Origin of the sequence: Shewanella sp. S23-S33, assembly GCF_043359565.1 — a bacterium.
Classification (GTDB): Bacteria; Pseudomonadota; Gammaproteobacteria; order Enterobacterales; family Shewanellaceae; genus Shewanella; species Shewanella oncorhynchi.
Genome location: NZ_JBHFFD010000076.1, coordinates 45,332 through 70,445, shown reverse-complemented (window position 1 = coordinate 70,445; position 25,114 = coordinate 45,332). Strand labels below are relative to the sequence as shown.

General features: G+C 47.5%; 21 protein-coding genes. 8 read left to right on the top strand and 13 right to left on the bottom strand.

Annotated features, from left to right (window positions below):
- Nucleotides 1-38 precede the first annotated feature (38 nt).
- The 10 genes from recG to gmk all read right to left on the bottom strand — a co-directional run bounded on the left by recG (nucleotide 39) and on the right by gmk (nucleotide 11,589).
- Nucleotides 39-2,114 (bottom strand): ATP-dependent DNA helicase RecG, encoded by a 2,076-nt coding sequence (gene recG / locus ACHA99_RS21880; RefSeq protein ID WP_393944939.1) that lies wholly within the window; start codon nucleotides 2,112-2,114, stop codon nucleotides 39-41.
- A 191-nt stretch (nucleotides 2,115-2,305) separates the two neighbouring features.
- Nucleotides 2,306-2,902 (bottom strand): DNA-binding response regulator, encoded by a 597-nt coding sequence (locus tag ACHA99_RS21875; RefSeq protein ID WP_113941110.1) that lies wholly within the window; start codon nucleotides 2,900-2,902, stop codon nucleotides 2,306-2,308.
- Nucleotides 2,902-3,981: a sensor histidine kinase gene (locus tag ACHA99_RS21870; protein ID WP_393944937.1), complete on the bottom strand. Its 1,080-nt coding sequence runs from the start codon at nucleotides 3,979-3,981 to the stop codon at nucleotides 2,902-2,904. The genes ACHA99_RS21875 and ACHA99_RS21870 overlap by 1 nt, the downstream gene beginning before the upstream one ends.
- 118 nt (nucleotides 3,982-4,099) lie before the next feature.
- Entirely contained in the window at nucleotides 4,100-4,804 is a 705-nt protein-coding gene (locus ACHA99_RS21865) for a hypothetical protein (RefSeq protein ID WP_393944935.1), read from the bottom strand.
- 248 nt (nucleotides 4,805-5,052) lie between these two features.
- Nucleotides 5,053-5,997, bottom strand: coding sequence for a calcium/sodium antiporter (locus ACHA99_RS21860; RefSeq protein WP_393944933.1), 945 nt, complete (start codon nucleotides 5,995-5,997; stop codon nucleotides 5,053-5,055).
- 181 nt (nucleotides 5,998-6,178) lie between these two features.
- Nucleotides 6,179-7,843, bottom strand: coding sequence for an AMP-binding protein (locus ACHA99_RS21855; RefSeq protein ID WP_393944931.1), 1,665 nt, complete (start codon nucleotides 7,841-7,843; stop codon nucleotides 6,179-6,181).
- Between the two features lie 228 nt (nucleotides 7,844-8,071).
- Nucleotides 8,072-8,455: a RidA family protein gene (locus tag ACHA99_RS21850; protein WP_105251160.1), complete on the bottom strand. Its 384-nt coding sequence runs from the start codon at nucleotides 8,453-8,455 to the stop codon at nucleotides 8,072-8,074.
- A 25-nt stretch (nucleotides 8,456-8,480) separates the two neighbouring features.
- Nucleotides 8,481-10,586, bottom strand: a complete 2,106-nt coding sequence (spoT, locus tag ACHA99_RS21845) for a bifunctional GTP diphosphokinase/guanosine-3',5'-bis pyrophosphate 3'-pyrophosphohydrolase (protein WP_105251161.1) — start codon at nucleotides 10,584-10,586, stop codon at nucleotides 8,481-8,483.
- Between the two features lie 42 nt (nucleotides 10,587-10,628).
- On the bottom strand, nucleotides 10,629-10,907 hold the full coding sequence (rpoZ, locus tag ACHA99_RS21840; protein WP_007651394.1) for a DNA-directed RNA polymerase subunit omega: 279 nt from the start codon (nucleotides 10,905-10,907) through the stop codon (nucleotides 10,629-10,631).
- Nucleotides 10,908-10,965: 58 nt separating this feature from the next.
- A complete protein-coding gene (gene gmk, locus ACHA99_RS21835) occupies nucleotides 10,966-11,589 on the bottom strand; it encodes a guanylate kinase (protein WP_393944928.1) in 624 nt (207 codons plus the stop codon).
- A 252-nt stretch (nucleotides 11,590-11,841) separates the two neighbouring features.
- Between gmk and ACHA99_RS21830 the strand changes: the two genes are divergently transcribed.
- The 3 genes from ACHA99_RS21830 (at nucleotide 11,842) to ACHA99_RS21820 (ending at nucleotide 15,650) form a co-directional block, all read left to right on the top strand.
- Complete coding sequence (locus ACHA99_RS21830; protein WP_393944926.1) at nucleotides 11,842-13,554, top strand: hypothetical protein; 1,713 nt, start codon at nucleotides 11,842-11,844, stop codon at nucleotides 13,552-13,554.
- 166 nt (nucleotides 13,555-13,720) lie between these two features.
- Nucleotides 13,721-14,593 carry an NTP transferase domain-containing protein gene (locus ACHA99_RS21825; protein WP_393944924.1) on the top strand — a complete coding sequence of 291 codons (873 nt, stop codon included), beginning with the start codon at nucleotides 13,721-13,723 and terminating at the stop codon, nucleotides 14,591-14,593.
- On the top strand, nucleotides 14,586-15,650 hold the full coding sequence (locus ACHA99_RS21820) for a phosphotransferase enzyme family protein (RefSeq protein ID WP_393944922.1): 1,065 nt from the start codon (nucleotides 14,586-14,588) through the stop codon (nucleotides 15,648-15,650). The genes ACHA99_RS21825 and ACHA99_RS21820 overlap by 8 nt, the downstream gene beginning before the upstream one ends.
- A gap of 53 nt (nucleotides 15,651-15,703) precedes the next feature.
- On the opposite strand, the gene ACHA99_RS21815 is transcribed toward ACHA99_RS21820, so the two are convergent.
- Nucleotides 15,704-16,537 carry a sulfotransferase gene (locus ACHA99_RS21815; protein ID WP_393944920.1) on the bottom strand — a complete coding sequence of 278 codons (834 nt, stop codon included), beginning with the start codon at nucleotides 16,535-16,537 and terminating at the stop codon, nucleotides 15,704-15,706.
- Between the two features lie 428 nt (nucleotides 16,538-16,965).
- Here ACHA99_RS21815 and ACHA99_RS21810 point away from each other — a divergent pair, with 428 nt between their 5' ends.
- The 3 genes from ACHA99_RS21810 to ACHA99_RS21800 all read left to right on the top strand — a co-directional run bounded on the left by ACHA99_RS21810 (nucleotide 16,966) and on the right by ACHA99_RS21800 (nucleotide 20,770).
- Nucleotides 16,966-18,087 carry a Fic family protein gene (locus ACHA99_RS21810; protein ID WP_393944918.1) on the top strand — a complete coding sequence of 374 codons (1,122 nt, stop codon included), beginning with the start codon at nucleotides 16,966-16,968 and terminating at the stop codon, nucleotides 18,085-18,087.
- A gap of 497 nt (nucleotides 18,088-18,584) precedes the next feature.
- A complete protein-coding gene (locus ACHA99_RS21805; RefSeq protein ID WP_076497128.1) occupies nucleotides 18,585-18,815 on the top strand; it encodes a helix-turn-helix domain-containing protein in 231 nt (76 codons plus the stop codon).
- Complete coding sequence (locus ACHA99_RS21800; RefSeq protein ID WP_113941102.1) at nucleotides 18,812-20,770, top strand: DUF2075 domain-containing protein; 1,959 nt, start codon at nucleotides 18,812-18,814, stop codon at nucleotides 20,768-20,770. Before ACHA99_RS21805 ends, ACHA99_RS21800 begins: the two co-directional genes overlap by 4 nt.
- 141 nt (nucleotides 20,771-20,911) lie before the next feature.
- Here the strand turns inward: ACHA99_RS21800 and ACHA99_RS21795 are convergent, their stop codons facing one another.
- Nucleotides 20,912-21,823: a LysR family transcriptional regulator gene (locus tag ACHA99_RS21795; protein WP_393944915.1), complete on the bottom strand. Its 912-nt coding sequence runs from the start codon at nucleotides 21,821-21,823 to the stop codon at nucleotides 20,912-20,914.
- A 295-nt stretch (nucleotides 21,824-22,118) separates the two neighbouring features.
- Here ACHA99_RS21795 and yjjG point away from each other — a divergent pair, with 295 nt between their 5' ends.
- The gene (yjjG, locus tag ACHA99_RS21790) at nucleotides 22,119-22,799 is read left to right on the top strand and encodes a pyrimidine 5'-nucleotidase (protein WP_131523988.1); all 681 of its coding nucleotides are present in this window, start codon (nucleotides 22,119-22,121) and stop codon (nucleotides 22,797-22,799) included.
- Between the two features lie 141 nt (nucleotides 22,800-22,940).
- Here yjjG and ACHA99_RS21785 read toward each other — a convergent pair whose 3' ends face one another.
- Nucleotides 22,941-23,804: a YicC/YloC family endoribonuclease gene (locus tag ACHA99_RS21785; RefSeq protein WP_393944913.1), complete on the bottom strand. Its 864-nt coding sequence runs from the start codon at nucleotides 23,802-23,804 to the stop codon at nucleotides 22,941-22,943.
- A 537-nt stretch (nucleotides 23,805-24,341) separates the two neighbouring features.
- Between ACHA99_RS21785 and rph the strand changes: the two genes are divergently transcribed.
- Complete coding sequence (rph, locus tag ACHA99_RS21780; RefSeq protein WP_006079862.1) at nucleotides 24,342-25,055, top strand: ribonuclease PH; 714 nt, start codon at nucleotides 24,342-24,344, stop codon at nucleotides 25,053-25,055.
- Nucleotides 25,056-25,114 lie beyond the last annotated feature (59 nt).

The window sequence follows — 25,114 nt, the reverse complement described above, 5'->3', positions numbered from 1 at the left end:
ATGTTACGCCTCGTTCTTTACCCTTTAATATTTGCGGCCTAAGCCTGCACATAGTGCTGTCTGTGCCCGAGCCAACGTAAAATAATTGCATCGACTTTTTCGGGAGCTTGCGCCATTACATGGCTCGCTAATTTCTGAATGTGTGGGATCAAAGCTTGATCGCGCACCAGATCGGCAATTTTGAGCTCAGCCAGTCCTGTTTGCTTAGTGCCAAGCACTTCACCCGGGCCACGAATTTCTAAATCTTTCTGCGCTATGATGAAACCATCATTGCTTTGTCTGAGTACGCTCAGTCTTTGGGTGGCGGTATGGCTCAACGGCGCCTTGTAGAGTAACACACAATGGCTTGCGATGGCGCCTCGACCGACTCGTCCGCGCAGTTGATGTAGTTGTGCTAGACCTAAACGTTCAGGGTTTTCAATGATCATCAGGCTGGCATTAGGCACGTCGACGCCCACTTCAATCACGGTTGTCGCTACCAGTAGATGAATAATGCCTGCCTTAAAGTCGGCCATGATTTGCTGTTTCTCGGCGCTCTTTAATCTGCCATGCACTAGGCCAATATTGAGCTCGGGCAGGGCGAGGCGCAGTTCTTCGGCCGTGTCTTCGGCGGCTTGGCATTCGAGCACTTCGGATTCTTCAATCAGAGTACACACCCAATAGGCCTGACGTTTATCTGTGATGACGGCGTTACGCACCCGTTCAAGCACTTCGTTGCGGCGTGAATCGGCAATCGCCACTGTGGTTACTGGAGTTCGTCCCGGCGGCAATTCATCGATAATGGACGTGTCGAGATCCGCATAGGCTGTCATCGCTAGCGTGCGCGGGATCGGCGTTGCCGTCATGATCAATTGATGCGGATGGAAACCTTGGCTCACGCCCTTTTCCCGCAGACCTAAGCGTTGGTGTACGCCGAATCTGTGCTGCTCATCTATGATAATTAACGCGAGTTTATTAAAGACCACATGCTGCTGGAAGATGGCATGGGTGCCAATCACCATTTGGGCTGCGCCGGATTCAATATCCGCAAGGGATTGGGTTCTGGCCTTGCCTTTGAGTTTACCCGCTAGCCAACCGACTTTAAGCCCGAGTGGTTCAAACCAAGCGGCAAAGTTAGTTGCATGCTGTTCGGCCAATAGCTCGGTCGGCGCCATCATGGCGACTTGATAACCGTTTTCAATCGCTTGCAGCGCAGCCATCGCCGCGACTAAGGTTTTACCCGAGCCCACATCCCCTTGCACTAAGCGCATCATAGGGTGCGGCTTTTCTAAATCTTTGCCTATATCGGCCACCACTCTTTGCTGGGCGCCTGTGGGCTTAAAGGGCAAAGCGGCAAGGAAGGGATTGAGCAACTGCCCCGTGGCCTGCATGGTCACTGCTGCATCTAAATTACTGCGCTGCCTTAGGCGTAGCATGCTGAGATTATGGGCGAGCAACTCTTCCTGCACCAGTCGCTGCTGGGCTGGGTGTTGGCCTAACTCTAAATCGAACTGAGAGATCCCCGCAGGAGGTCGATGTAGCGTCTGCAGCGCTTGTTTAAGGCTGATGTTATTCGGTTGCAACTGAGGTGGTAGCAGCTCAGTTAAACCGCCATCTTCCAGTAATGCCAAAGCTTGCTCGGTCAGCTTTAGCCAACTCGCCTGTTTTAAGCCCTCAGTTGTGGGATAAATCGGCGTTAGGGTATCGCTCAGGTGAACATCTTCACCGGGATAGACGACTTTGTATTCTGGATGCACTATCTCGGCTTGGTGACCACCACGGCGCACTTCACCGTAGGCGCGGATCATTAAACCATTTTGCATGGCATTACGCTGGGCGACAGAAAAGTTAAAGAAGCGCAGGCTTAAGCTGCCCGTATCGTCGCGCACATTGCAGACCAGCATGCGCTTGCGGCCTTGGATGATTTGTGTCGATTGGATTTCAGCTTCTATAGTGCCATAACCGCCTAGGCTGAGGGCGGCAATGGGATAGATTTGAGTTCTATCTTCGTAGCGCAGGGGTAAGTGAAACAGCAGATCTTGTACTGTTGTGATGCCGAGCTTTGCGAGTTTCTCAGCGACCTTTTTGGCGACGCCTTTGAGGTCGGTGATCGGAACAAGATCCAATTGCTGCAAGTCGTTAGCACTCAATCACTGTGAATTTATACATATATTAACAGAGAATAAGCGTAAGGCAATCTCAAGGGGAATTAGGGTGTTATCAAATTTTGTTTGGAAGCATAGCTAATATCCTTCTGTGGCCTTAAGACCACAAAATTGTTGGTAAGATATCGTTAGGCTGAAAGCGTGGTTAACTGTGAGTGTTATTACAACCAGCCTTTTTGCTTGGCAATGCGGGCTGCATCGATTCGATTACTGGCATTGAGCTTGGCTATGGCTTCTGAGAGGTAGTTGCGAACAGTCCCTTCGGCGATAAAAAGAGTTTCGGCGATGTCGGAGGTGGATTTGCCTTCGCTAGCGAGGCGAAGAGCGCGGCGTTCTTTGTCGTTGAGCGGGTCGACATCGCCAATCGCCATCATGGCAAGTTCAGGATCGATCACTCGTTTTCCCGCCATCACTTGTTGAATCGCGTTGACTAAGGTTTCCGAGGGCGCATCTTTAAGCAGAAAGCCGCCCACACCCGCTTCGATGGCACGTTTAATATAGCCCGCACGGCCGAAGGTGGTAATGACCACTATCTTGGTTTGGCTATGTTGCTCCTTTAACCATGTGGCCAGCTCTAAGCCTGTGCGGCCGGGCATCTCGATATCCGTTAGCAAGAGATCAAAGCTTTGCTGTTTGAGTAAGCTTAGAGCTTCGTCGCCGTCACTCGCTTGGGTGATACTAAAACCCCCAGCAAGCGTGAGGAGTGCGGCGAGTGCTCCTCGCACCATAGCTTGATCTTCCGCCAATAAAATCTTCATTAATGTGTTGCTCCCTGCAAAGGCAAACTGACTGTAAATGTATATCCCTGTTCGAGATTATAGCTCAAGCTGCCGCCTAAACTGTCGAGGCGCTCGCGTATACCAGTGAGGCCATTACCCTCTATAAAAGGTTTGGCCGCGGCATTGTCTTTGACTTCGAGCAGCAGGCGGTCTGATTGCTTAGAAAAGTGGATAGAGCATTCACTTGCACCGCTATGGCGAAGAATATTATTAATGAGTTCGGTGAGGATCAAACTCAGTTGGCTTTCTGTGCTTGCACCTAGCTTGGGTAGCTCACCACTGAGCTCGACACTTAAGCCTTTATCCCTTAAGGATTTACAAAGCTGCGTCACGCAACTCTCTAGGCCCTTGTGTTTGTAGTCTGACACTGTGTGGCGGATCTGGCTTAAACTTTCCCTCGCAATTTGTCCTAGCTCAATCAGTTGGGTTGATGCGAGTTCATATTCTTGTTTTGCGATAAGTTTTTCGGCTAGCTCAGCCTTAAGGGCGATGGAAGATAGGCTATGCCCCATAATGTCGTGTAGATCCCGCGCGATACGTTCACGCTCAAGCATAGTGGCCAAGGTGGCAATTTCTTGGGCACTTTGCTGTTCTTTCAATTTATGCCGATAACGTCTGCGTTCGGCGACACCAAACATGCCCACGCCGAGCACTAATCCCGAGCCGTAAAGTGGAAAGTAGTAACTGTTAAAGTGGTAAATCTCATTGAGGGCAAACAACAGGCCGATGAGGGCTGCAATAGCCAACAGACAGGTCCGGAGAGGATAAAAAAAGCCAATGAAGAAGGCGGCAAAGGTAAATAGCGAGATAGAGCCTGGGTTGATTGGTGTGATCGCTATTGCTATGGCCACCATAATGAGAATGGGCAGATAGGCGCTACGGCTATTGCACTTATAGGTCCAAAAATAACTGGCAATAAAAGGAATTAACACGGCAAAACTGAGGGCGATTTTCCAGCTTGGATAGGGATTTATGGCAAGTGGGATCAGATAAAACACTAAGTTTATCAAATACACCCAAGCAAGTTTTCGTTCGAGCTGAAGGGGAGTGCTTATCATGATGCCTCTGTGTCACTGAGTTGGTTGTTGAATGCCCACCGATGGCATCTGTTTTAATTTATTCTTTTTAGGGATTGGCGCTATCGTCAGCGCCATAGATCCCCGTTAACAACTTTGTCTATTTTGCACTTAATTGCTGATTTTGTTGAAGCAAAAATTTTGCCCAACCATAATCTGCTTGTACTTTTATCGCTTGTTGCCAATCTTCAATCGCGCCTTGGCTATCGCCTAACTCCTGTTTAGCGAGCCCGCGCCACGTGTAGGCTTCGGCTTCACCCCAGCAAATGTTGTCGCAAGGCTGGGCGAATCTTTCTATGGCTGTAGTGGCTAAGGTCTTAGCATTTTGCATGCTGCCGCCAAATATGGCTGGCGTGTTATAGGCGGCGATGGCTTTAACAAGCGCTACCCGTGGATTTTGTGGGTCTAATTGTTCGGCACTGGCAATCGCCTTGGCGGATTTCATGCCGAGCGTTGCACCTTTACTATTGTCTAAGGCGATTTGCATGCCATAAACCGACGATAACAGGGCAAGGGATTCTGCATTCGCTTGGCTGGTTTCGAGTGCTTCTAATGTGGTTTGCGCTGTAGTCAGTGCGCTGCTAGCGAGTGTTTTCTGCCCCATTACATTGGCACTGATGGCTAAGCGATAGTTCGCATAGGCTTTATCATAATCTTGAGTGCTACCGCTCAGTTGTTGTAATTGCGTTAGATTCATCGCATTCGAGGCCGCGTCTACATTGGTGATGTTAGTGTTTGATGGCGTTACTGCAAACGAGTGAGTACTGATAAGCAAAAAGCTGGAGGCGAGGAGTAATGTTTTCATGGTATTTCCTTATTGAGTGAGTTTCCCAATGTTTGGGTACGGGCTCATTATCAGAAATTCGATAGAAGAAGTGCAGACACAAAGGTCATGGCTTTGGCATGACAAATGTCATCAGTTGAGTTGTGTGCTTATATTTTTTATGAGGTGTGCTTTAAAGAAAGTGCGTGATTAATAAAGTGGACAATACCTAGAGAGCAAAACACCGGAGAGGCTCCGGTGTTTTTTTATCGCAAATGATCAGCTAAGTGTTATACCACAGCTTGAGTGCTCGCTTGGTTTATTAGGTAGCCCAAGTAACCTAAGTAGCACAGTAGTAATACTGAACCTTCGCGGCGGCCAATACGAAATCCTGTCCAAGCGAAAGGTAAAATCATGATGGCAAATGCCAACATCACTATGAAATCAAAGGGTTGGAAGCCAAGTGATGATACTGGCTGTACTATTGCAGTAATACCTAAAATACCCAAAATATTGAATATGTTAGAACCAACAACGTTACCTATGGCTATGTCACTCTGCCCTTTCAGTGCCGCGAGAACAGAAGTTACTAACTCTGGCATACTGGTACCAATCGCCACGATCGTTAAGCCGATAATGACTTCACTGATACCGAAGGTCTTGGCTAAATCTACTGCGCCGTTGACAAATAAAATACCGCCACCGACTAACATACCAATACCGACTAAGATAAATAGGGCTGAAAGTAGCGGATTATTTGGACCTGCTTCAATCTCTTCCTCTTCATTACCATTTTTCGAGCTGATGTAACTAAAGGCTAAATAACCGAACAGTAGTGACAGTAATATCACACCGTCAATTAGGCTGAGCTCGCCATCTAACAAGAGTGCCCAGAACAACATGGAAGCCAATATCATCAAAGGGATATCACGCTTTACGACTTGAGATTGCACTTGAATAGGGCGGATAAGTGCCGTGATGGCTAAAATCAAACCTATGTTAGCAATGTTAGAGCCAATAACGTTACCTAAGGCGATACCGCTGTTTCCTGCTAGAGCAGACTTTATACTCACAGCCAGTTCTGGTGCACTAGTACCAAAGGCTACAATAGTTAAGCCTATGATAAGTGGCGTAATACCTAAACGTAGAGCGATTGAACTCGCGCCACGAACTAGGGCTTCTGCGCCTAAGGTTAAAATAATAAAACCGCCAATAATCGATAGTGTAATTAGCATCGTTAGACTCTGTTAAACCTAATATTGAATGGAAAAGTACAAGGGAATTGCCCCTTGGCCGACTGGCGCACATGATACGTGGTTTTATCGGATTTTGACAGAATATGTCATAAAAAAGCACACCCTAGGTGTGCTTAGTTTTAGCTGATGACCATACTCGCCAACTGATTGTTTGGTCTAGTTATTTTTGAGTCAATTCATCTTCCCAGCGGACTTGGGCGCCACGAATGCCGTCAACTCGTTCGCTAAAGGCTTTTTCAAGCACATGGCGTTTGATTTTGAGGGTAGGCGTGAGCGCATCATTCTCAATCGTCCAAGGATCACTGACCACGACAATCGCATCGACATGTTCGTGTGACTCTAAGTGCGGATTAACGCTATCGAGTGTCGCTTTGAGTGAGGTGCGGACTTCTTCGCGGGCTTGTAGATTTGCCCCTTCGGATAACTGCACTAGTGCGATGGGATGTGGCAGACCAGAACCAATCACGCAGATCAGTTCAACATGGGGATCCTGTGCCAGTTTACGTTCGATAGGCACGGGCGCTACATATTTGCCCTTGGCGGTTTTAAAGTTGTCTTTCACTCGGCCAGTAATAGTGACACAACCATCGGCATCAATTGAGCACAGATCGCCTGTGTGGAAAAAACCATCAGCATCGAATGCCGCTGCAGTAGCTTCAGGTTGAAGATAATAAGCTGTCATTAATCCCGGACTCTTGAGCAGTAGCTCACCATCCTCGCCTTGGCGGATCTGGCAATCCTCAACTGGGCGGCCAACAGTACCAATTTTACGCGCATCAAAAGGATAGTTGATGATCGAATAGGCACAGTTTTCTGTCATACCCCAAGCTTCGCAGATATTAAGACCAATACTGTGATACCAGTGGATCAGTGATGGCGGAATAGGCGCCGAGCCAGAGCCGAGTAGACGACAATGGTTCAAGCCTAAACCCTTATGGATTTTGTATTTCACAAAGCTGCTAAGCAGTGGGATTTTCAGCAATAGATTAAGTTTACTGGCCCCAATTTTGTCGATAATGTTTTTCTGAAACAGGCTCCATAACCGTGGTACCGAGAAGAATACCGTTGGTTTTGCCCGTTGAACATCGACAACGAAGGAGTCGAGGCTTTCAACGAAAGCCACCACACTACCTGAGTAGAAGGATGAGCCTTCAATCGCAACGCGCTCTGTGATGTGGGCTAAGGGTAAATAGGATAAAAGTCTATCGTCGCCATCGGTGCGCAGGTCACGCACTACCGCTTGGCAAGTCCAGCCATAGCTGGCGAAGGTTTGAATCGCGCCCTTAGGTTGGCCAGTCGAGCCAGAGGTATAGATGAGTGTCATCACTTGATCTGGAGTAGGCAGCGGGGCGTTAACTAAGGGGTATCCTAGCTTAAGCAACTGTTCCCATTGATATTGGGCTGGCATCGTATCATAGGGCATGGCAAGGCGTAGTAGCTCGCCGCCGACACCAGCCTCTTGGTCTGCCCAATGGTCAAGCTTGCCGAGAAAAATGGCTTTTGCACCACTGTGTTGCAGCACATAGCGAATCGTGTCTGTGTTGGCGGTAGGGTAAATAGGTACGCTGACATAGCCGCCGTGCATCAACGCGAGGTCGGTGATAAACCATTCGGCACAGTTTTTAGAGAGAACGGCAATTTTATCACCACGCTCTAAGCCTAAGTGATGTAAGGCACCGGCAAGTTGTTGAACTTTTTCTTGAACTTCAGCCCAAGTAAAATCAAGGAATTGACCCTTGATCGGTTGGCGTAAATAGACTTGGTCCCCCTGAGTATTAGCCCAGTGCGCCAGCATTTCAATTGGCGTCTTAATCGCTGTATCCATTGGCAATTCCCTGTTATTTATTGTTCTTTTGGCTGTACCCAGTATGGCGAGTTTTGTGAGCTCGCGCAAATAGTTTACAAGATTGTAAAATATGAGAATGGAGCGCAAAGCCTACAAGTTGAGTGTGAAAGCAAGATGAAGAGAGTGGCAAGCGGGGGGGGGGAGTGTGTTGGCAACAAAAAAAGCGCCGTAGCGCCTTTTTGTTTATAGAAGGTGAAATGCTAGCGCTTACAGCTCCATCACGCCGTCCATTTCAACTTGAGAATCCTTCGGCAATTGCTTCACGCCGATAGCAGCACGGGCTGGATATGGCTGGCTGAAGTAACGGCTCATGATTTCATTCACTTTAGCGAAGTGGCTTAAATCAATCAGGAAGATGTTGAGCTTAACGATATCGTTGATTGAACCACCCGCAGCAGCACAAACCGCCGTTAGGTTTTCAAATACTTGCACGACTTGTGCTTCAAAATCATCGCTGACAATTTGCATTGTGCTTGGCACGAGCGGGATCTGGCCAGATAAATACACTGTGCTGCCGACTTTAACCGCTTGTGAATAAGTGCCTATGGCCGCTGGGGCGTTTTCGGTCGCTATGATGATTTTTTCTGCCATGACGCTCTCTTTAGTGTTGAGTTAATTAACGATTACGGGACGTGCGCAGTACTTCGGGCAGTACCCTAATTCGGCGCATCACGTTGGCTAAATGGATCCTGTCTTTCACCGAAATCCGCAGGTTGATCAAATACACGCGACCATCACGTTCTTCAGTGCTGAGGTTGTGAATGTTTGAACCTTCGGCGGCAATGATCGAGGTGATCTTCGCCAGTGCACCTTGGTGGTTAACAATTTCCACCCGCAGATTGGCTTGGTAATCAACGCCTTCAACATTATCCCATTGTACGGGAATATACTTGTCTGGCTCGCCTTGATAACCACGAATATTGGCACAGTTTTCCATGTGCACCACTAAGCCCTTACCTTGGCTCACGTGGGCTATCACGGCATCACCTGGGATGGGGCGGCAACAGTTAGCGAAGGTAACGAGCATGCCTTCGGCGCCACGAATTGGCATCATGTGGCCGTCGCGACTCTCTTGATTCTCAAGATTATCGCCAATCAAACGCTGGGCGATAACAATACTCATGGCATTGCCAAGGCCGATGTCGGCGAGCAGCGAATCGAGCGTTGTATGTTTAGTATCGCGGATCACTTTTTCAATCTGCTCAGGCGCAATGCTGTCGAGTTTAGTTTTGCCTAGCGCATGGTTGAGTAGGCGGCGACCGAGTGCAATCGCATCATCACCTTTAAGGCTTTTCAGCACTTGGCGGATTTTAGCGCGAGCTTTACCGGTTACCACAAAGTTTAACCAAGCGGCATTCGGACGCGCGCCTTTGGCGGTAATGATTTCAACGGTTTGGCCTGAAATTAACGGCTGACTGAGCGGATACGCTTGGCGGTTAACACGGGCGCCGACGCAGGTATTACCTACATCCGTATGCACTTCGTAGGCAAAGTCTACCGCGGTGGCATTGACGGGTAATTCCAGAATGCGACCTTCAGGGGTGAACACATAAATCTCTTCTGGGAAGAGTTCAGTCTTGACGTTTTCAACGAATTCGAATGAGGTACTGGCGCTTTGTTGCAATTCCAACAAGCTTTGCATCCACTTACGGGCACGCACTTGAGTCGTCGTGCCTTGGCCTGTTTGTGCACCGCCTTTGTAGGCCCAGTGTGCTGCTACCCCTTTGTCGGCCATCTGGTCCATATCTTCGGTACGAATTTGGATCTCAACGGGCACGCCATGTGGACCAAATAAAGAGGTATGGAGTGACTGATAACCGTTGGCTTTAGGGATAGCGATATAATCTTTGAAACGACCGGGACGAGGCTTGTACAGTCCATGCATGGCGCCGAGTACGCGATAACAAGTGTCGATGGAATCGACTATCACCCTAAAGGCGTAGATATCCATCACTTCTTGGAATTGCAGCTCTTTACTCTGCATCTTGTTATAGATGGAGTAGAGGTTTTTCTCGCGACCTTTGACTTTTCCTGGAATACCCGCATCGTTTAAGCGCGTATACACAGCGGCTTCAATGCCTTGGATCAATTCTTTGCGATTGCCACGGGCGGCTTTAACGACTTCTTTAAGCACCCGATATCGCATTGGATAATAAGCTTGGAAACCTAAGTCTTCTAACTCTGTCTTGATGTTATGGATACCGAGACGGTTAGCGATGGGCGCGTAGATTTCTAAGGTTTCGCGGGCGATACGGCGACGTTTGTCGGGACGCAGTGCGCCTAAGGTACGCATGTTGTGGGTTCTATCGGCAAGCTTGATGAGGATAACGCGGATATCCTGCGTCATCGCCATCATCATTTTACGGAAGTTTTCAGCCTGGGCTTCTTTCTTGTCGCGAAATTTAAGCTTATCGAGTTTTGACACGCCTTCGACGAGTTCGGCCACCGCGACACCGAATAATTCGGCTAAATCGTCTTTGGTGACATGGGTATCTTCGATGGTGTCATGGAGCAGTGCTGCCATCAGCGTCTCATGATCAAGACGCATGTCAGCAAGGATGCGGGCAACCGCAACCGGATGAGTAATATAAGGTTCGCCACTCGTGCGCATTTGACCTTCGTGGGCATCGCGCGCAATCTGGTACGCCTGCTTGAGCAATTCTACCTGTTCAGGTTCTAAGTAACCGGAAGCAGACTCCTTTAGACCTTCAAACAGATACAAGTGGCAGCTCTCCTTTTACCTAAATAGGTTTTTACTCAAAAACTATAATGAACGACCTTCAGCAATGGCTGCAACCGCTGCAATTTCAGCGGCTTCACGTTCACGTACCGTTTGACGCTCATCGGCATCTAAGGTGTGAGCATTAACTAAACCTAGTTCGATTTCACGCAGGGCGATAACCGTGGGTTTGTCGTTCATCTCTTCAACCATAGGGTCTTTACCCTGCACGGCGATTTGGCGAGCACGACGCGCCGCAACCAAGATCATATCAAAACGGTTGCCGATTTGTTCTACGGCGTCTTCTACAGTTACGCGAGCCATGTGTTGAAACTCCAGTTTATCTAGGGAAAAAATGACGCAAAATTGTACACTATGACAGCTATCCTGCCAACAGATCGTGAAGCATATCATTTTGCGCGTGGATCTGACTAGCACCTGTTAAGCGCTGACTGCGAATGATGGCACGCAAATCGGCTAAGGCAGTGTCAAAATCGTCGTTGACGATAATAAAATCATATTCTTTATAGTGGGACATTTCCGATACGGCTTGTGCCATACGGCTGGCGATAACATCGCTACTGTCTTGTCCGCGACCTGTGAGGCGGCGCTCTAGCTCGGCTTTAGAGGGTGGTAGAATAAACACACCAACGGCCTCTGGCATCAAGGCTTTAACTTGTTCGGCACCTTGCCAGTCGATATCGAGGAAAACATCGATACCTTGGGTGAGCGTATGCTCGATCACATGGCGCGAGGTACCATAGTAATTGCCAAACACTTCTGCCCATTCAAAAAAGGCATTTTCAGCAATTAAGGCTTTGAATTGCTCAACATTAACGAAGTGATAGTGTTGACCATCAATTTCACCTGGGCGTGGTGCGCGGGTGGTATGAGATACCGAAACCTGCATGTCGGCTGGCTTGTCTTTAAGCAAAGCTGAAATCAACGAGGATTTACCTGCGCCACTTGGCGCCGACACAATAAATAAATTTCCGCGTGCGGTCATGAGCTAAATATCCAATGGGTTAACGCAAGAAGGGCCCAGAAAGCCGAGTATTATACCGATTTTGACCATAGAAATACTAGGGCTTGTTGGCTGGCAATTTAAGCCTATTTTAGATTTACTTCGATATTATGTGCATTTTTATCCGACTTGGGTCGTAGGCACTGACAATTGCGGGTAAATTGGTTACGCTCGTGCGAATAAGGCAATGAGTGTCTTTTTGTATCTCGTTTTTACAACAATAAAGGAAGGGTCGTGCTGTTAAAATCTCTTTTCTGCCTTCACGGGCGTGATTCTCGTCCCCGTTTTGTCGCAATCAGTGTTGGCGTTTACGTCTGTATTGCATTTGCAGCCGCTGCTTTTGGGGCTAATTTTCTGATGTATTTGCTGGCATTGTTGGGTCTACCTTTATTAGGGCTCACCAGTTTGCGTCGTTTGGCCGATGCCGATAAGTCAAAAGGCTTGATTGGCGTATTTCTATTGCCGTTAATAATTTTCATCGGCCTGTTAGCGGCCGGTGTGCATATTGCCTTAATTGGATTGAGTTTAGTGTTAGCCGCGGGACTGACATTTTGGGGCTGGCGCTTTCCTGCACCAACGATAGTGGATTATCGCTACGGTTATTTCGGTCCTGAGCTGGATGCACCAACATCACAGGCAATGCCTAGGCGCCGTGTGGAACCGACTATCGTTCCTAAAACCATCGCACCTAAAACCATAGATCCTAAAATCGTAGATCCTAACACTATAGACCCTAAAGTCATGGCATCTAAAACTGCCATAGATCCTAACATCATTGACCCTAAACCTATTGTTGCTCAAGACGTTGCCGTAAGACAATCGGCAAAATTTACCTCTCATATTCAAGCACAACCTCAAGCTGAAAGGCATGAGCCGTATGTTGAGCAGCCTCATGCCCAAACCATTAGCGCTGAGACTGTGTCTGAGCCAGAGGTCGATTTATCGACCCATGTTGAATCTGTTTTAACATCGCCGAGGGTTGAGCCGAGTGTTAGCGCGGCGGAGGCAGAGCGAGAGGCGTTGCGTCAAGATGAGCTGCGCTTTGATGCGTTAACTCGAATGACGCAGAATCCTGCCGATTTTGTGATACCAGACAGCCATGCGGATTTCCGTCCTGCTAATACTAGCCGCGTTGAACAGACCCACATTGAGTTGGTCGATGTCGATGTGGACAATGTTGATTTGAAACATGTCGACTTTACTGCGGCGCAATTAGATCCTGCCGAGCGTAGTGCTGAACCCGGTTGGCGTTTTACCGCCGAAGAAGATGACGAGCCTGACAGCTTTAACGATAGAGATCATGCCGAAGAAGTGCGTCAGCGCCGCGCCGAAGCAAAAGATTCTGGTTCGATGACTGAGCTATTTCGCGGTTTATTTGAGTTTTTGGCGCCACTAAAGCGTTTCTTGGTGTTGCCTAAGATTAAACTGCCGAAAGTGGAACGCCGTTATTGGCGCCCAGCAGGAATTGGCTGTGGTGTGGTGCTCTTGATTGCCTTGGTGTGGGGCCTTTGGCCAAATGGCGACGCAGAGACGGGTGATGGTGCAGAAGTTGTCACGGTTAACGCGATTGCGCCCTATGCGGGTGAGCGGGTGACGCTCGCGTTACCGGACGGTTTTTCTGTGGCGCTGGAGGATGATATCTTGATCATGCGTTGGCTCGGTGAGAAAGGTAAAGCACAAAACCTGTGGTCCTTAGCGACGGCAAAGGGAGATAAAACTTGCAGCGTCTTATCCTTTAACAATGGCACTGACTATCGCCCTGTGACTGTGGATCTGAAAGCGGATTCCGCTTCAGAGGCGCGATTCTCGCCACTCGATACTCAGGCCATCATTATTGACCTCGCCCGTCGAGGTAATATTAGCCTGTGTGGTTATAAGTTCAGTCTTAAGGGCAGCCAAGCGATATTGGAACAAAATCGCACCTTTGGCGATTATATTGCTCGTTAAAAAAGTCTGCAGCTAAGTCGATAAAAATTCTGCTTAAATGCTAGTCACAATTAGAGGGGTAGATTACACTTTTGCTCCTCTTTTTCTCAAACCGTACTTTAGGTTGTTTAGGTCGCTGCGGTTTGGGGAAACACCTTTAAATTTGAACTGAATATATCAATCCAGCATGAATACAGAATTGACCTTAGTCATTATGGCTGCGGGGCTAGGTAGTCGTTTCGGCGGCGATAAGCAATTGGCGGCACTCGGCCCCGCGGGTGAACCCATGTTGGTGCTATCAATCATGTCGGCCATTCGCAGTGGTTTTCAGCGTGCTGTGCTGGTGATCCGTCCAGAGTTAGAAAGTGAATTAACTGAGATCCTGACACGATTTTTGCCAGCCGATTTTGAATATCATTTTTGCTATCAAGTTTTAACGGATTTACCCGAAGCGGCGCAGTTGGCGGATCTTAGCCACAGGCTTAAACCTTGGGGCACGGCCCATGCACTCTGGAGTGCGCGCCATCTCGTTAAAGGGCCAATTGCTGTTATCAATGCCGATGATTTTTATGGTGATAGCGCTTTTGCTTCCTTAGCCAAAGGCTTAAGCACTAGGCCAACTGAGTGGATGATGGTGGCATATCCCATAGAACTCACGTTGTCGGAGCACGGTGGTGTTAACCGTGGTCTGTGTCAGGTTGAAAATGGTCAGCTTAAATCGGTCGCCGAATGGCTCAATATCGCCGAGCAAGCAGGCCACTTGATGGGTGATGGCCCGCAGGGTCACGCTAATTTGCCGGCGCACTCCTTGGTCTCTATGACATGCTGGGGCTTCTCCCCAAGCATATTTGATGTTATTAAACGTGAATTAACCGAATTTATCGGGCAACAGGGTCAACAACCTAAGTCTGAATGTTACTTGCCCGCCATAGTACAAGCGGGCATTGAGCAAGGTTTGCCTGTCTATGTCGATGTTGCCTGTGAGCCCTGGCTTGGCGTGACTTATCCGCAGGACACTGTCTGGGTAAAACAAAAATTAACGGAGTTATTGAGTGATTAAACTCATCAGGCAGTCAGTGTTGCCTCATTTTGGTATTGAAGCTGCCGAGGCAAAAATTTCTGCCCTCGGTAATGGCCACATCAATGACACCCTTTTGGTGCGCTGGCCTGCGGGCGAATTAGTATTGCAGCGAATTAATACTGAGGTATTTAAAACGCCCAACGCTTTGGTTAGCAATGCCGATAAAATTAGCCATCATTTATGCGCTAAGTCGTTGCAGCAACAATACGGCCTGAAAGTCGTTAGCCCTTGTTTAACCCAAGAGGGTGAATTGGCTATCGATTTAGGCGAGCAAGGATTTTGGCGCGCGATCAGTTACTTGCCTCATAGTCTCAGCATTGAAGTGGTTAAGTCGGAACAAGAAGCGGAAATGGCGGCTAAGGCCTTTGGGCATTTTGCCTCAGCCTTGAGTGATTTTGATGCGACAGAGCTTGAAGATGTGATCCCTCAATTTCACCATCTACCGGGACGCATGGCCTTACTAAAGCAGGCCGCTGAACTCGATAGTCAACATCGCTTAGCGCTCTGCCGTCATTGGGTCGATTACGCGTTATCTCAGCAGGCTTTGCTGGATGAACTTGCAGAAATATCGCCAAAGCTGCCGCTGCGAATTTGTCATAACGACACTAAAATCAATAACATGCTTTTTGATAAACGTGACATGTCCAGCATGGCGATTATCGATTTAGATACCTGTATGAAAGGTCATCTTATGTATGACTTTGGCGACATGGTACGCACTTTCTGCTCGCCAGAGGAGGAAGACTCTACGGCCTTGGATAAAGTCCAAGTGCGCCAAGATATCTTCGCCGCGATTTGCCGTGGCTACTTGAGCGAGTTGGGTGACGTATTAACGGAAGACGAAAAGCGCAGTCTATGGCTCGGCGCTCGGGTGATCTGTTTGATGATAGGTGTGCGTTTTTTAACGGATTATCTTAACGGTGATGTGTATTTCCACATCCACCGCGAAGGCCATAATCTAGATCGCGCCGCCAACCAGTTTACCTTGTACCAAAGCTTGCTCGACCAAGAGGCTGTGCTTAAAGCTAATTTTTAATTCAGCGCTTGGATATCTGTGCATTGGTATTTGTGTACTGATCCAATGCATTGTTAAAGCGTGTAGTCGAAAAACTTACGGCTTTGTGGGCCTGCGCTATTGGTGTTGACCTTGTTGGGGTGTTTATATTCGCCCCAACTTGCCACGTTGCGGCCCACGTTAAGTTTAGGGAAACTCAGCGGCTCGCTTAAACCTAATGCGACATCGCTATTCTCCGCGTTTGCTTCCATTCCCAAAAATTGCAGTAACTGACTTAAGCTTCCTGCATGGCTCACATCGATTGAAATAAAGTCTTCCCGCCCATTAAAGTAAGTGAACACTTCTTGCTGATGCTTTTGATAACAAGCAATTAAGTGCTCACTGCTGGCAGGTTCCGCCACTTTATCTATGGCGAAAGTATGCCTAAAACTGCGCTTTAATATTGGATGGAAGTGGCCCGTTTTTTCATCCAAATGGGGCGCCATTTTACCAAGTAACATCTGCATTGACGGCAACCAAGTATTGATATCGCGGTCGAGATAGACAAACACAGCCTCGGGAAATAATAAATCCAACTGCTGATAATCGCTGAAACAAGGCGTGTCAGACACTGCATCGGCCAGCATAAATGCCTGCTTAGTAAAGGCCATGTGCGCCACTTTTAGCCCTTGCTCCAATAGCGCCACACTCACACTCGTGGTGCCCGTGCGTGGCAAACCTATGATAAAGACCTTCTGCTTTTTCACCTTTATCTGTTCGTCACTGAGCGCATTCGACTGGGCTGGGTGCATTGTATCTGGCGTAGCAATCTGTGAATTACCAGTAGGTTGAACATTGCCGATACGCTGTGCATTAGCAGTACATTGTACGTGAGTAGAGGTTGGTGAATTGTTGGTGTTATCAGGCATAGGTTAGGCTCAGAATGTGTGTCAGCGGTGCGGTAAAGCCGTAAGTTATCACCTCGGCGTTTCATATTGGCGTGTCAAATCAGCGGCGGTATTATATCTCAGCGCGAAGGCTTTGTCGGTGGCTATACATATTTGTCGGTGCTATACATAAAAGTCACGCGCAACGCCAATGCACCACAGTAAAGGCGCCACTAAGTTGTATGATAGCTGCACTGTAGCTGCACAATAATAGCAAGTGGCTGACCGCAAGGCTTAGAAACAGAGCTCCCGGATTACCAACAAGGCTCATTTCCCTGCATTGCATAGCCATGTTGGTATTGATGAGGCGATTATTAGTGCTATTCGACTCATAAAGTGAGTCGAATAGGTTTGTTAATCGCCTCATTATTTGAGTAGAATAGGCTTGTTATTCGACTCATGGGGTAGATATGTGGATTTGGCAGCAAGCCGATTGGCCTAAGTTTCATTGGAACACCAGCAGCATTGATGCCTTGCTGCGTCAGGTCTATTTCAATCAGGGCCAGTTGCTTGGCAAGCAAATGCTAAGTCACGACGATAGCTTATTAACTTCAGACGCTGCACTCGACACCTTACTCGCTAACATTATCCATTCCAGTGCGATCGAAGGTGAAAAGCTCAATGCTGCTTCGGTACGCTCATCCTTAGCTAAAAAACTTGGCGTGACTGAAGATAAACCGTATCCGACAACAGCACAAACCGATGGTTTGGCTGACATTATGCTCGATGCCTTAAAAAATTTAGAGACTGAATTAACCCTTGAGCGGATATTAGGTTGGCATAAACAGTTATTTCCCCAGGGTTATACGCGGTTTAACCCTGTTATTAGCGGAGCGCTGCGTGGCGATACATCTATGCAGGTTGTCTCTGGCCGCATTGATAAACCAACAGTACATTTTGAGGCACCCTCTAGAGCGGCATTGGATGCTGAACTCTCGCAGTTTATCGAATGGTTTAATGCTTCACGGCAAGCGCAGGTTTTAGATCCGCTTATCCGTGCGGCGATAACACATCTTTGGTTTGTTACTCTTCATCCACTTGATGATGGTAATGGGCGCATCACGCGCTTATTGACTGATTTAGCTCTGGCGCAAGCGGAGAAACGCTCGATTCGTTTTTACGCTATGTCGGTCAGTATTCTTGCCCGTCGCCAAACCTACTATGACATTTTAGAGTCCACTCAAAGGGGTGATGTCGATATTACTCCTTGGTTAGTATGGTTTTTTGAAACCCTCAATGATTGCTTACTCAATGCGATGGCAGATGTGAGCAGAACGCTGTCGAAAACTCAGTATTGGCAAAGTGTCGACCAATCTCTATTGAGTCAAGAGCAAGCCAAAGTACTCAATCGCATGTTAGACGGCGATTTTGAACTAGGGATTAATAGTAGCCAGTATCAAAAAGTCGCGAAAGTGAGTCGCGCCACCGCCACCCGTCATCTTGCGCAAATGGTCGAACAGCACTTTTTAGTGAAAGCCGACGCCGGCGGCCGCAGTACGAGGTACTTATTGCCACTCAGTATGAAACGATAAAGGTTAGGCATGTTATCAAGCACTTGCATTCCAGTGACTCGGTGAATAGAAACCTAGGGTTTCTAAGTTTATGAACGAGAGCCATGGAAGGCGAACAGGCAGTTAAATAGGGAATGTTCAAGTCCCAGGATGCTCAACCGTGACGTCCTGTCACGGATGGTCACTTCCATGTTAGTGCCTAATCCTGTTAGCCTTCGCGCATATCTGTTAGCCAGTAGAACCAATCGCTTAATAGAAATTTGAGATAGATACTGGCTCAAAGCCGACGTCGGCGGCCGAAGTACAAGGTACTTATTGCCGAGTGGTTGGTAAGTAGATTGCGGAATTTGCCGTCTAAATGTAATCAGCGGCAACAATCATTTTGCATTTTGTGAGTGATTACCCTGTGCGATGTTATGTCCAAATCATTAAGTGCTAGGCATTTAATGTGACTCATAGTCCGTAGACGTATTGTCTACAAGTAAAGATCATCATGAAAACTCTTCAAAGGATTATTCATGGAAGATCATTTGCTTACCTCATTCGGTACTCATCTAAAAAGTTTGCGACTTGAGAGATCTTTTTCTCAGGAGCAGCTTGCATTAAAAGCTGACATGGACAGAACCTATGTCAGCGGCATTGAACGTGGGCAACGCAATGTTAGTTTGATTAATCTTTTTAAGCTTGCCAGTGCTTTAGATATCCCGGCGAAACAACTTCTTGATTTTACCGTTGAGGGATCATTATGACTCAACGAGCATTTTATTCGGCGAGTTTTAAAGATTTTCTATCTGCTGAGCCCGATGCGATTACCGGGCAGATATCACGTTTCCATACTCAGCATTTATTGCATGCACAAACTCGTGCTTGGTGTGCTGAAATTGAAGTTCTCAAACGCTCCTTGGCCGAGAGCGTTGAGCGAGAAGGGCATATTTTCATTGAGTTTATGATCCCACGAATGGGACGACGTGCGGATGTCGTGATGATATTTAAAGGAATTGTTTTTGTTGTAGAGTTTAAAGTTGGCGCAAAAGTATTTACCGCTGCAGATATGAGGCAAACTCATGGATACGCCTTAGATTTAAAGAACTTTCATCGCGGTAGTCATGATAAATATCTAGTCCCTCTGCTTGTCGCCACCAAAGCGACGAGCCAATCGAAAGATCCAGTATTCGCAGGCGATAATGTTGCTTCTACCTTGTGTATTTCACCCGGTGAATTGTTTCCAAGAATGCGCCTAATTGCTGAGCGGTTGAATCAACCTACTTTTGATTCAAACTTGTGGGCTGATTCTGGTTATTTGCCAACACCAACTATTATCGAAGCGGCGCAAGCGCTATATGCGCAGCATAAAGTCGAAGATATTGCTCGTAGTGAAGCCGACACTCAAAATCTTGGACAAACGAGCCAGCAATTACTTCAGTTGATTCACAATGCTCGGATCAATAAGCGAAAAATCATTTGTTTCGTTACCGGCGTTCCGGGTGCGGGCAAAACCCTTGTAGGGCTTAATATTGCGAGTGCGCATTCTAATGCTGACGAAAAGGAATATGCAGTATTTTTAAGCGGAAATGGCCCTTTAGTCTCTGTTTTGCAAGAAGCTCTGGCGCGAGATAGACGTGATCGCACTAAAGAGAAAATTGGCGATTGTCGACGACATACTGAGCAATTTATTCAGAATATCCATAAGTTTAGGGATGACTCGCTTACATCGAACAAACCCCCAGTAGAGCAAGTAGCTATCTTTGACGAAGCTCAGCGTGCTTGGAATGTTGAGCAGACTAGCAAATTCATGCAGACCAAGCGTAATCAAGCTGGATTCAATAAGTCTGAGCCAGAATATCTTATCGAAGTGATGGACCGCCATGAAGATTGGGCTGTAATTATTGCGTTGATCGGCGGTGGACAAGAAATCAACACCGGCGAGGTTGGGCTTTTTGGATGGTTGGATGCACTTGGCAACCGATTTACTCACTGGGATGCTTATTATTCTACGGATTTACTTAATGGTGAGTATGTGTCTACGGGTTTAACGACTCGCGACTTTTCAAAAGGTACTTTGTTACCTTGTTTACATTTGGCGACATCGATGCGTTCATTTCGAGCCGAAAAGTTGTCAAATTTTATCCACCATTTAGTTAATGGTAACAGTGGCATGGCTTTGAATGTTTTGGCGACTTTTAAGCAAAAATATCCAATTAAAGTTACCCGAGACTTAAAGGCTGCTAAATGTTGGATAAAATCTCAAGTGCGTGGGACTGAAACAATGGGAATGCTAGCCTCGTCAAATGGTATTCGATTAAAAGCTGAAGGCATTTTCGTCAAAAACAAAATTGAGCATAAAGATTGGTTTTTGGGGCCGATAGAGGATATTCGTTCTTCACATTTTCTTGAAGATGTCGCCACAGAGTTTGATGTTCAAGGGCTTGAGCTTGATTGGTGTTTGGTTGCTTGGGAGGCTGATTTTAGATTCGGTCATGCAGGTTTTGAGCATATGCAGTTTCGAGGCTCAAGCTGGGAACAACGACAACGGGAAGAAAAATGCAGGTATCTTGAAAATGCCTATCGAGTCTTACTGACGCGAGCGAGGCAAGGAATGGTGATTTTCGTCCCTAAAGGCGATGAGTTAGATATTACTAGAAAACCGGCTTTTTATGATTCGACTTATCAATTTCTAAAAGCGTGTGGAATCGAAGAGCTTTGAACTTTTGAGTGAGACACGAGCTAACTTTATTATCCTATTTGCAATATCAACTTTACCCATTGGATAGATAGAGTTGCTCCGCTTTTACAGGTATCGAGCATATCTCTCATTCAACATATGGGTAAAGTAGGGATGTAATTCCTAGTCGCTTACAAGTTGAAACTTATCTGAACTCGCCAGCTTCTCCATCAAAAACTCAATCAATACATTCACCTTAGTCGGCAAATGTTTTCGCTGTGGATAAACTGCATAAATGCCATGTTCGGGGAGGGGATGGTCTGCGAGCAAGGCTTGTAGGCGGCCTGCTTGTAAGTCGGCGTCGACCATGAAACGGGGCAGGTTGGCGATGCCTAGACCATCGAGTGTGGCTTGGTGGATGGCATCACTATTGTTGACTTGATAGTTACCGTTCGGCTGGATACGAGTGGGACCCTGCGGGCTTAAGAAGGTCCATTCAACACCATCACGAAAGTATGAGTAGAACAAACAGTTATGTTGGCTGAGTTGCTGCGGCGTGTGTGGTGCAGCGTGGCGAGCAAGATATTCGGGTGAGGCGCAAATCACACTTAAACAAGGGGCGATTTTACGGGCAATAAGGCTTGAATCTGGCAGATCGCCGATGCGAATTGCCAGATCAAATCCGCCAGCAATTAAATCGGTTGTCTTATCATCCATCTGCATTTGCAGCTGTATTTTTGGATAGCGGCGCAGAAATTCGGGGATCAAAGGGGCGATATACAGACGACCAAATACCATAGGGACGGTGATACGCAGATTGCCCTGAGGCGCTTGTTGTAGCTCAGAAATGGCGTCTAACCCTTCATCTGCGAGTTTAACGGCAGGACGAACATAGTCAAAATAGCGGGCGCCCGCTTCGGTAAGACTTAAGCTGCGAGTGGTACGGTGCAAAAGTTGAATACCCAGACTTTGTTCTAATAGGGTAATGCGTTTACTCACAGCCGATTTACTCAGGCCAAGCTTTTGACTTGCCAGCGAAAAGCTACCGCATTCCGCTACAGTGACAAAGATAGGTAGTGCTGAAAAGTGCTCCATGGTGTCCTTAGATTATCGCGTTCCCCTGCCATTATTGTTGATGATACCTCAACAGTCAGTTTTTATTATTGTGGTTATCATCGCCCTTGATGCAAGGTAGACTAATGCACTTGCTGATTGCGGGTGTCGACTGTGAAGCCTAGTTATTTTCGCGCTCATCGCTCATGTTTATCGCTTATCTTGATTACTGCTAGGTAGTTAGCCACAGTGTTGCCGCAATCGCCGATGTACCATTCTCGATGCCACTGAACGGCATGGGATGGGTCTTAGCTATTTTGTCAGAAAGAGAGTTCCTATGTCCCTGCCTTACCAATGGATTTTGTTCGATGCCGATGAAACCTTATTTTATTTCGATGCCTTAAAAGGGCTTAAATTGATGTTTAGTGAGTTTGGGGTCGATTTTACCCAAGCCGATTTTGATGAGTATCAGTTAGTTAACAAACCACTTTGGGTCGATTATCAAGATGGCAAGATAACTGCCGCTGAGTTGCAGACCATACGTTTCGAGCCTTGGGCTGCCAAATTATCTGTCACGGCGATGACGCTCAATAGTGCCTTTTTATCGGCAATGGCCGAAATTTGTTCGCCGCTACCCGGTGCCCGCGAGTTATTAGCCGCGCTCCAAGGTAAGGCAAAATTAGGCATCATCACTAACGGTTTCACTGAGCTACAAACCGTGCGATTAGAGCGTACAGGATTACAGCATCATTTTGATATTTTAGTGATTTCAGAAAAAGTCGGCATAGCCAAACCTGATGTGGGCATCTTCGAGCACGCCTTCGAACTCATGGGTCATCCTGAGCGCGATGCTGTGCTCATGGTCGGAGATAACCCGCATTCTGATATCCAAGGCGGCATCAATGCAGGTATTCATACTTGTTGGTATAACGTCCACGGCCACGATGTACCCGCCGGTATCGCCCCGCACTATCAAGTGAGCTCGCACCAAGAGCTGCAAAAAATCCTGTTACCGTAAACGATTGTTCACTGAGCCTAGCTCAGCACTTGATATTAGTGACTCAGAGTGAGTGCTTTAACTGATATTCCCTCAGTGCCATAAAATACAAACAGCCCTTACATTAAGGGCTTTTTGGTATCTAAAACGCGTTAAAAATCATTACTCAACGTTTTGGATCTGCTCGCGCATTTGCTCTATGAGCACTTTAAGTTCAACTGCGGCTGAGGTGATTTCAGTGCTGATGGATTTAGAGGCGAGTGTGTTCGATTCGCGGTTGAATTCTTGCATCATAAAATCTAAACGGCGACCTTCGCTGCCGCCTTTTTTGAGGATGCGGCGAGCTTCGGCCACATGGGCTTCGAGTCTGTCCATTTCTTCGGCGACATCTTGTTTCTGAGCCAGAAGCACCATTTCTTGCTCGATGCGGGCTGGGTCGAGTTCACCTTTGATTTCTGCAAGGCGGTTGGTGAGCTTTTCGCGTTGATACAGCATCACCGTTGGCATGTGCTCGCGTACGACCGCGATTTGCTCGCTGACTCCGTCTAAGCGGCTTAACAGCATGTCTTTGATGGCTTCGCCTTCACGGCCACGGGCTTCGATGAATTGATCTATGGCTGAGTCGAAGGCTGTCATCAGATCGGCGCCGATGGCATCCATATCTTGTTCACCGCTCGCGAGCACACCCGGCCAGCGCAGGATGTCGGTCAGATTGACATCGCCTTGTCCCGCTTCTTGCTTGAGCCAAGTGGCGGCGCCTAATAGCTGTTTTGCTAGCGCTTGATTCAACTGCAGCTCGTTACTGCTGTTGTCTGCCAGTTCGTAGCGCAAATTGACTTCCACTTTGCCGCGGCTTAAACGTTTACGAAGGCGGTCGCGCAGTACGGGTTCGAAGCTGCGGAATTGCTCGGGTAAACGTAGGTAAGTTTCGAGATAACGTTGATTGACTGAGCGAATTTCCCAGGAGGCAGTGCCCCATTGTGCTTTGTGCTCGATGCGAGCGTAGGCTGTCATGCTTTGGATCATGGGTTGTCCTAATGGTGTAATCGTCATAATGAGAGGCGATTATAGAGTCAATGGCTTTAGGATTAAAGGCATACAGTAAATATACCCAAGCTACCTGAAGATACGAGTTTCAGAGCGCCAAGGGTGCTTCAATTCAAGGCGCAGCAATGACTGAATGTCGGCTACCTTTTGAATTGATGCAACACGGAAGTGAAGTGCCCTAGGCGTTCCGTCCCGGCGGCTGATGTTAACCACGGGGTAACGCACTTTATGCTGCGTTGGTTATTTTTAACTTAGTCCACTAGGTCCGCAAATAACCGCAATCGCCATGGATGGTGTGAATGCCATTTATGCAGGAGCAATAAATGGCCTTGCCTAAAGTGCGTTAAACTCCCGCTGAATTCTGCATCTTCAGGTTGTTTGGGTATAAGGACACGGATTAGGCGTTTGAGTGTGATGAGTTTGCCAGAGAATCACCCTAAGCATGGCATCCTAAGGCTCAAGCCCTTATAATATGCAGCCAAAATCGGTCAATGACTCAGAATACAGGAATCTCGCATGCGTCCAAGTAACAGAACGCCAGCACAAACTCGTCCCATCACTATCACTCGCCAGTTTACGGCCCATGCCGAAGGTTCTGTGTTAGTGGAATTTGGCGAAACGAAAGTGCTTTGTACCGCCAGTTTTACTGAAGGTGTGCCACGTTTCCTTAAAGGTCAGGGTCAAGGCTGGGTAACGGCAGAATACGGCATGTTGCCACGTTCGACCCATAGTCGTATGGATCGTGAAGCTGCTCGCGGTAAGCAATCAGGTCGTACGCAAGAAATTCAACGTCTTATCGGTCGTGCCCTACGTGCTTGTGTGGATATGAAAGCTCTAGGCGAAAACACTATCGTGATCGATTGTGATGTGATCCAAGCTGACGGTGGCACGCGCACTGCTTCTATCACTGGCGCTTGTGTGGCCTTAGTGGATGCGCTGAACTGGGCACGCGGTAAAGGCATCATTAAATCTAACCCGCTTAAATTCCTTATCGCTGCTGTCAGCGTAGGTATTTATAAGGGTGAAGCGATCAGCGATCTAGAATATATCGAAGATAGTGCCGCTGAAACTGACATGAACGTGGTAATGACGGAAACGGGCAAGATCATCGAAATTCAAGGCACCGCCGAAGGCGAGCCATTCAGCCACGAAGAATTACTCGAACTGTTGGCATTGGCGAAGAACAGTATTCGTGAAATCGTCGATGTGCAGAAAGCCGCACTGAACTAATAGTGTGGTGATGAAAAAGCCCCGTCATGTTACAGAGTGCGGGGCTTTTTATTAGCTGC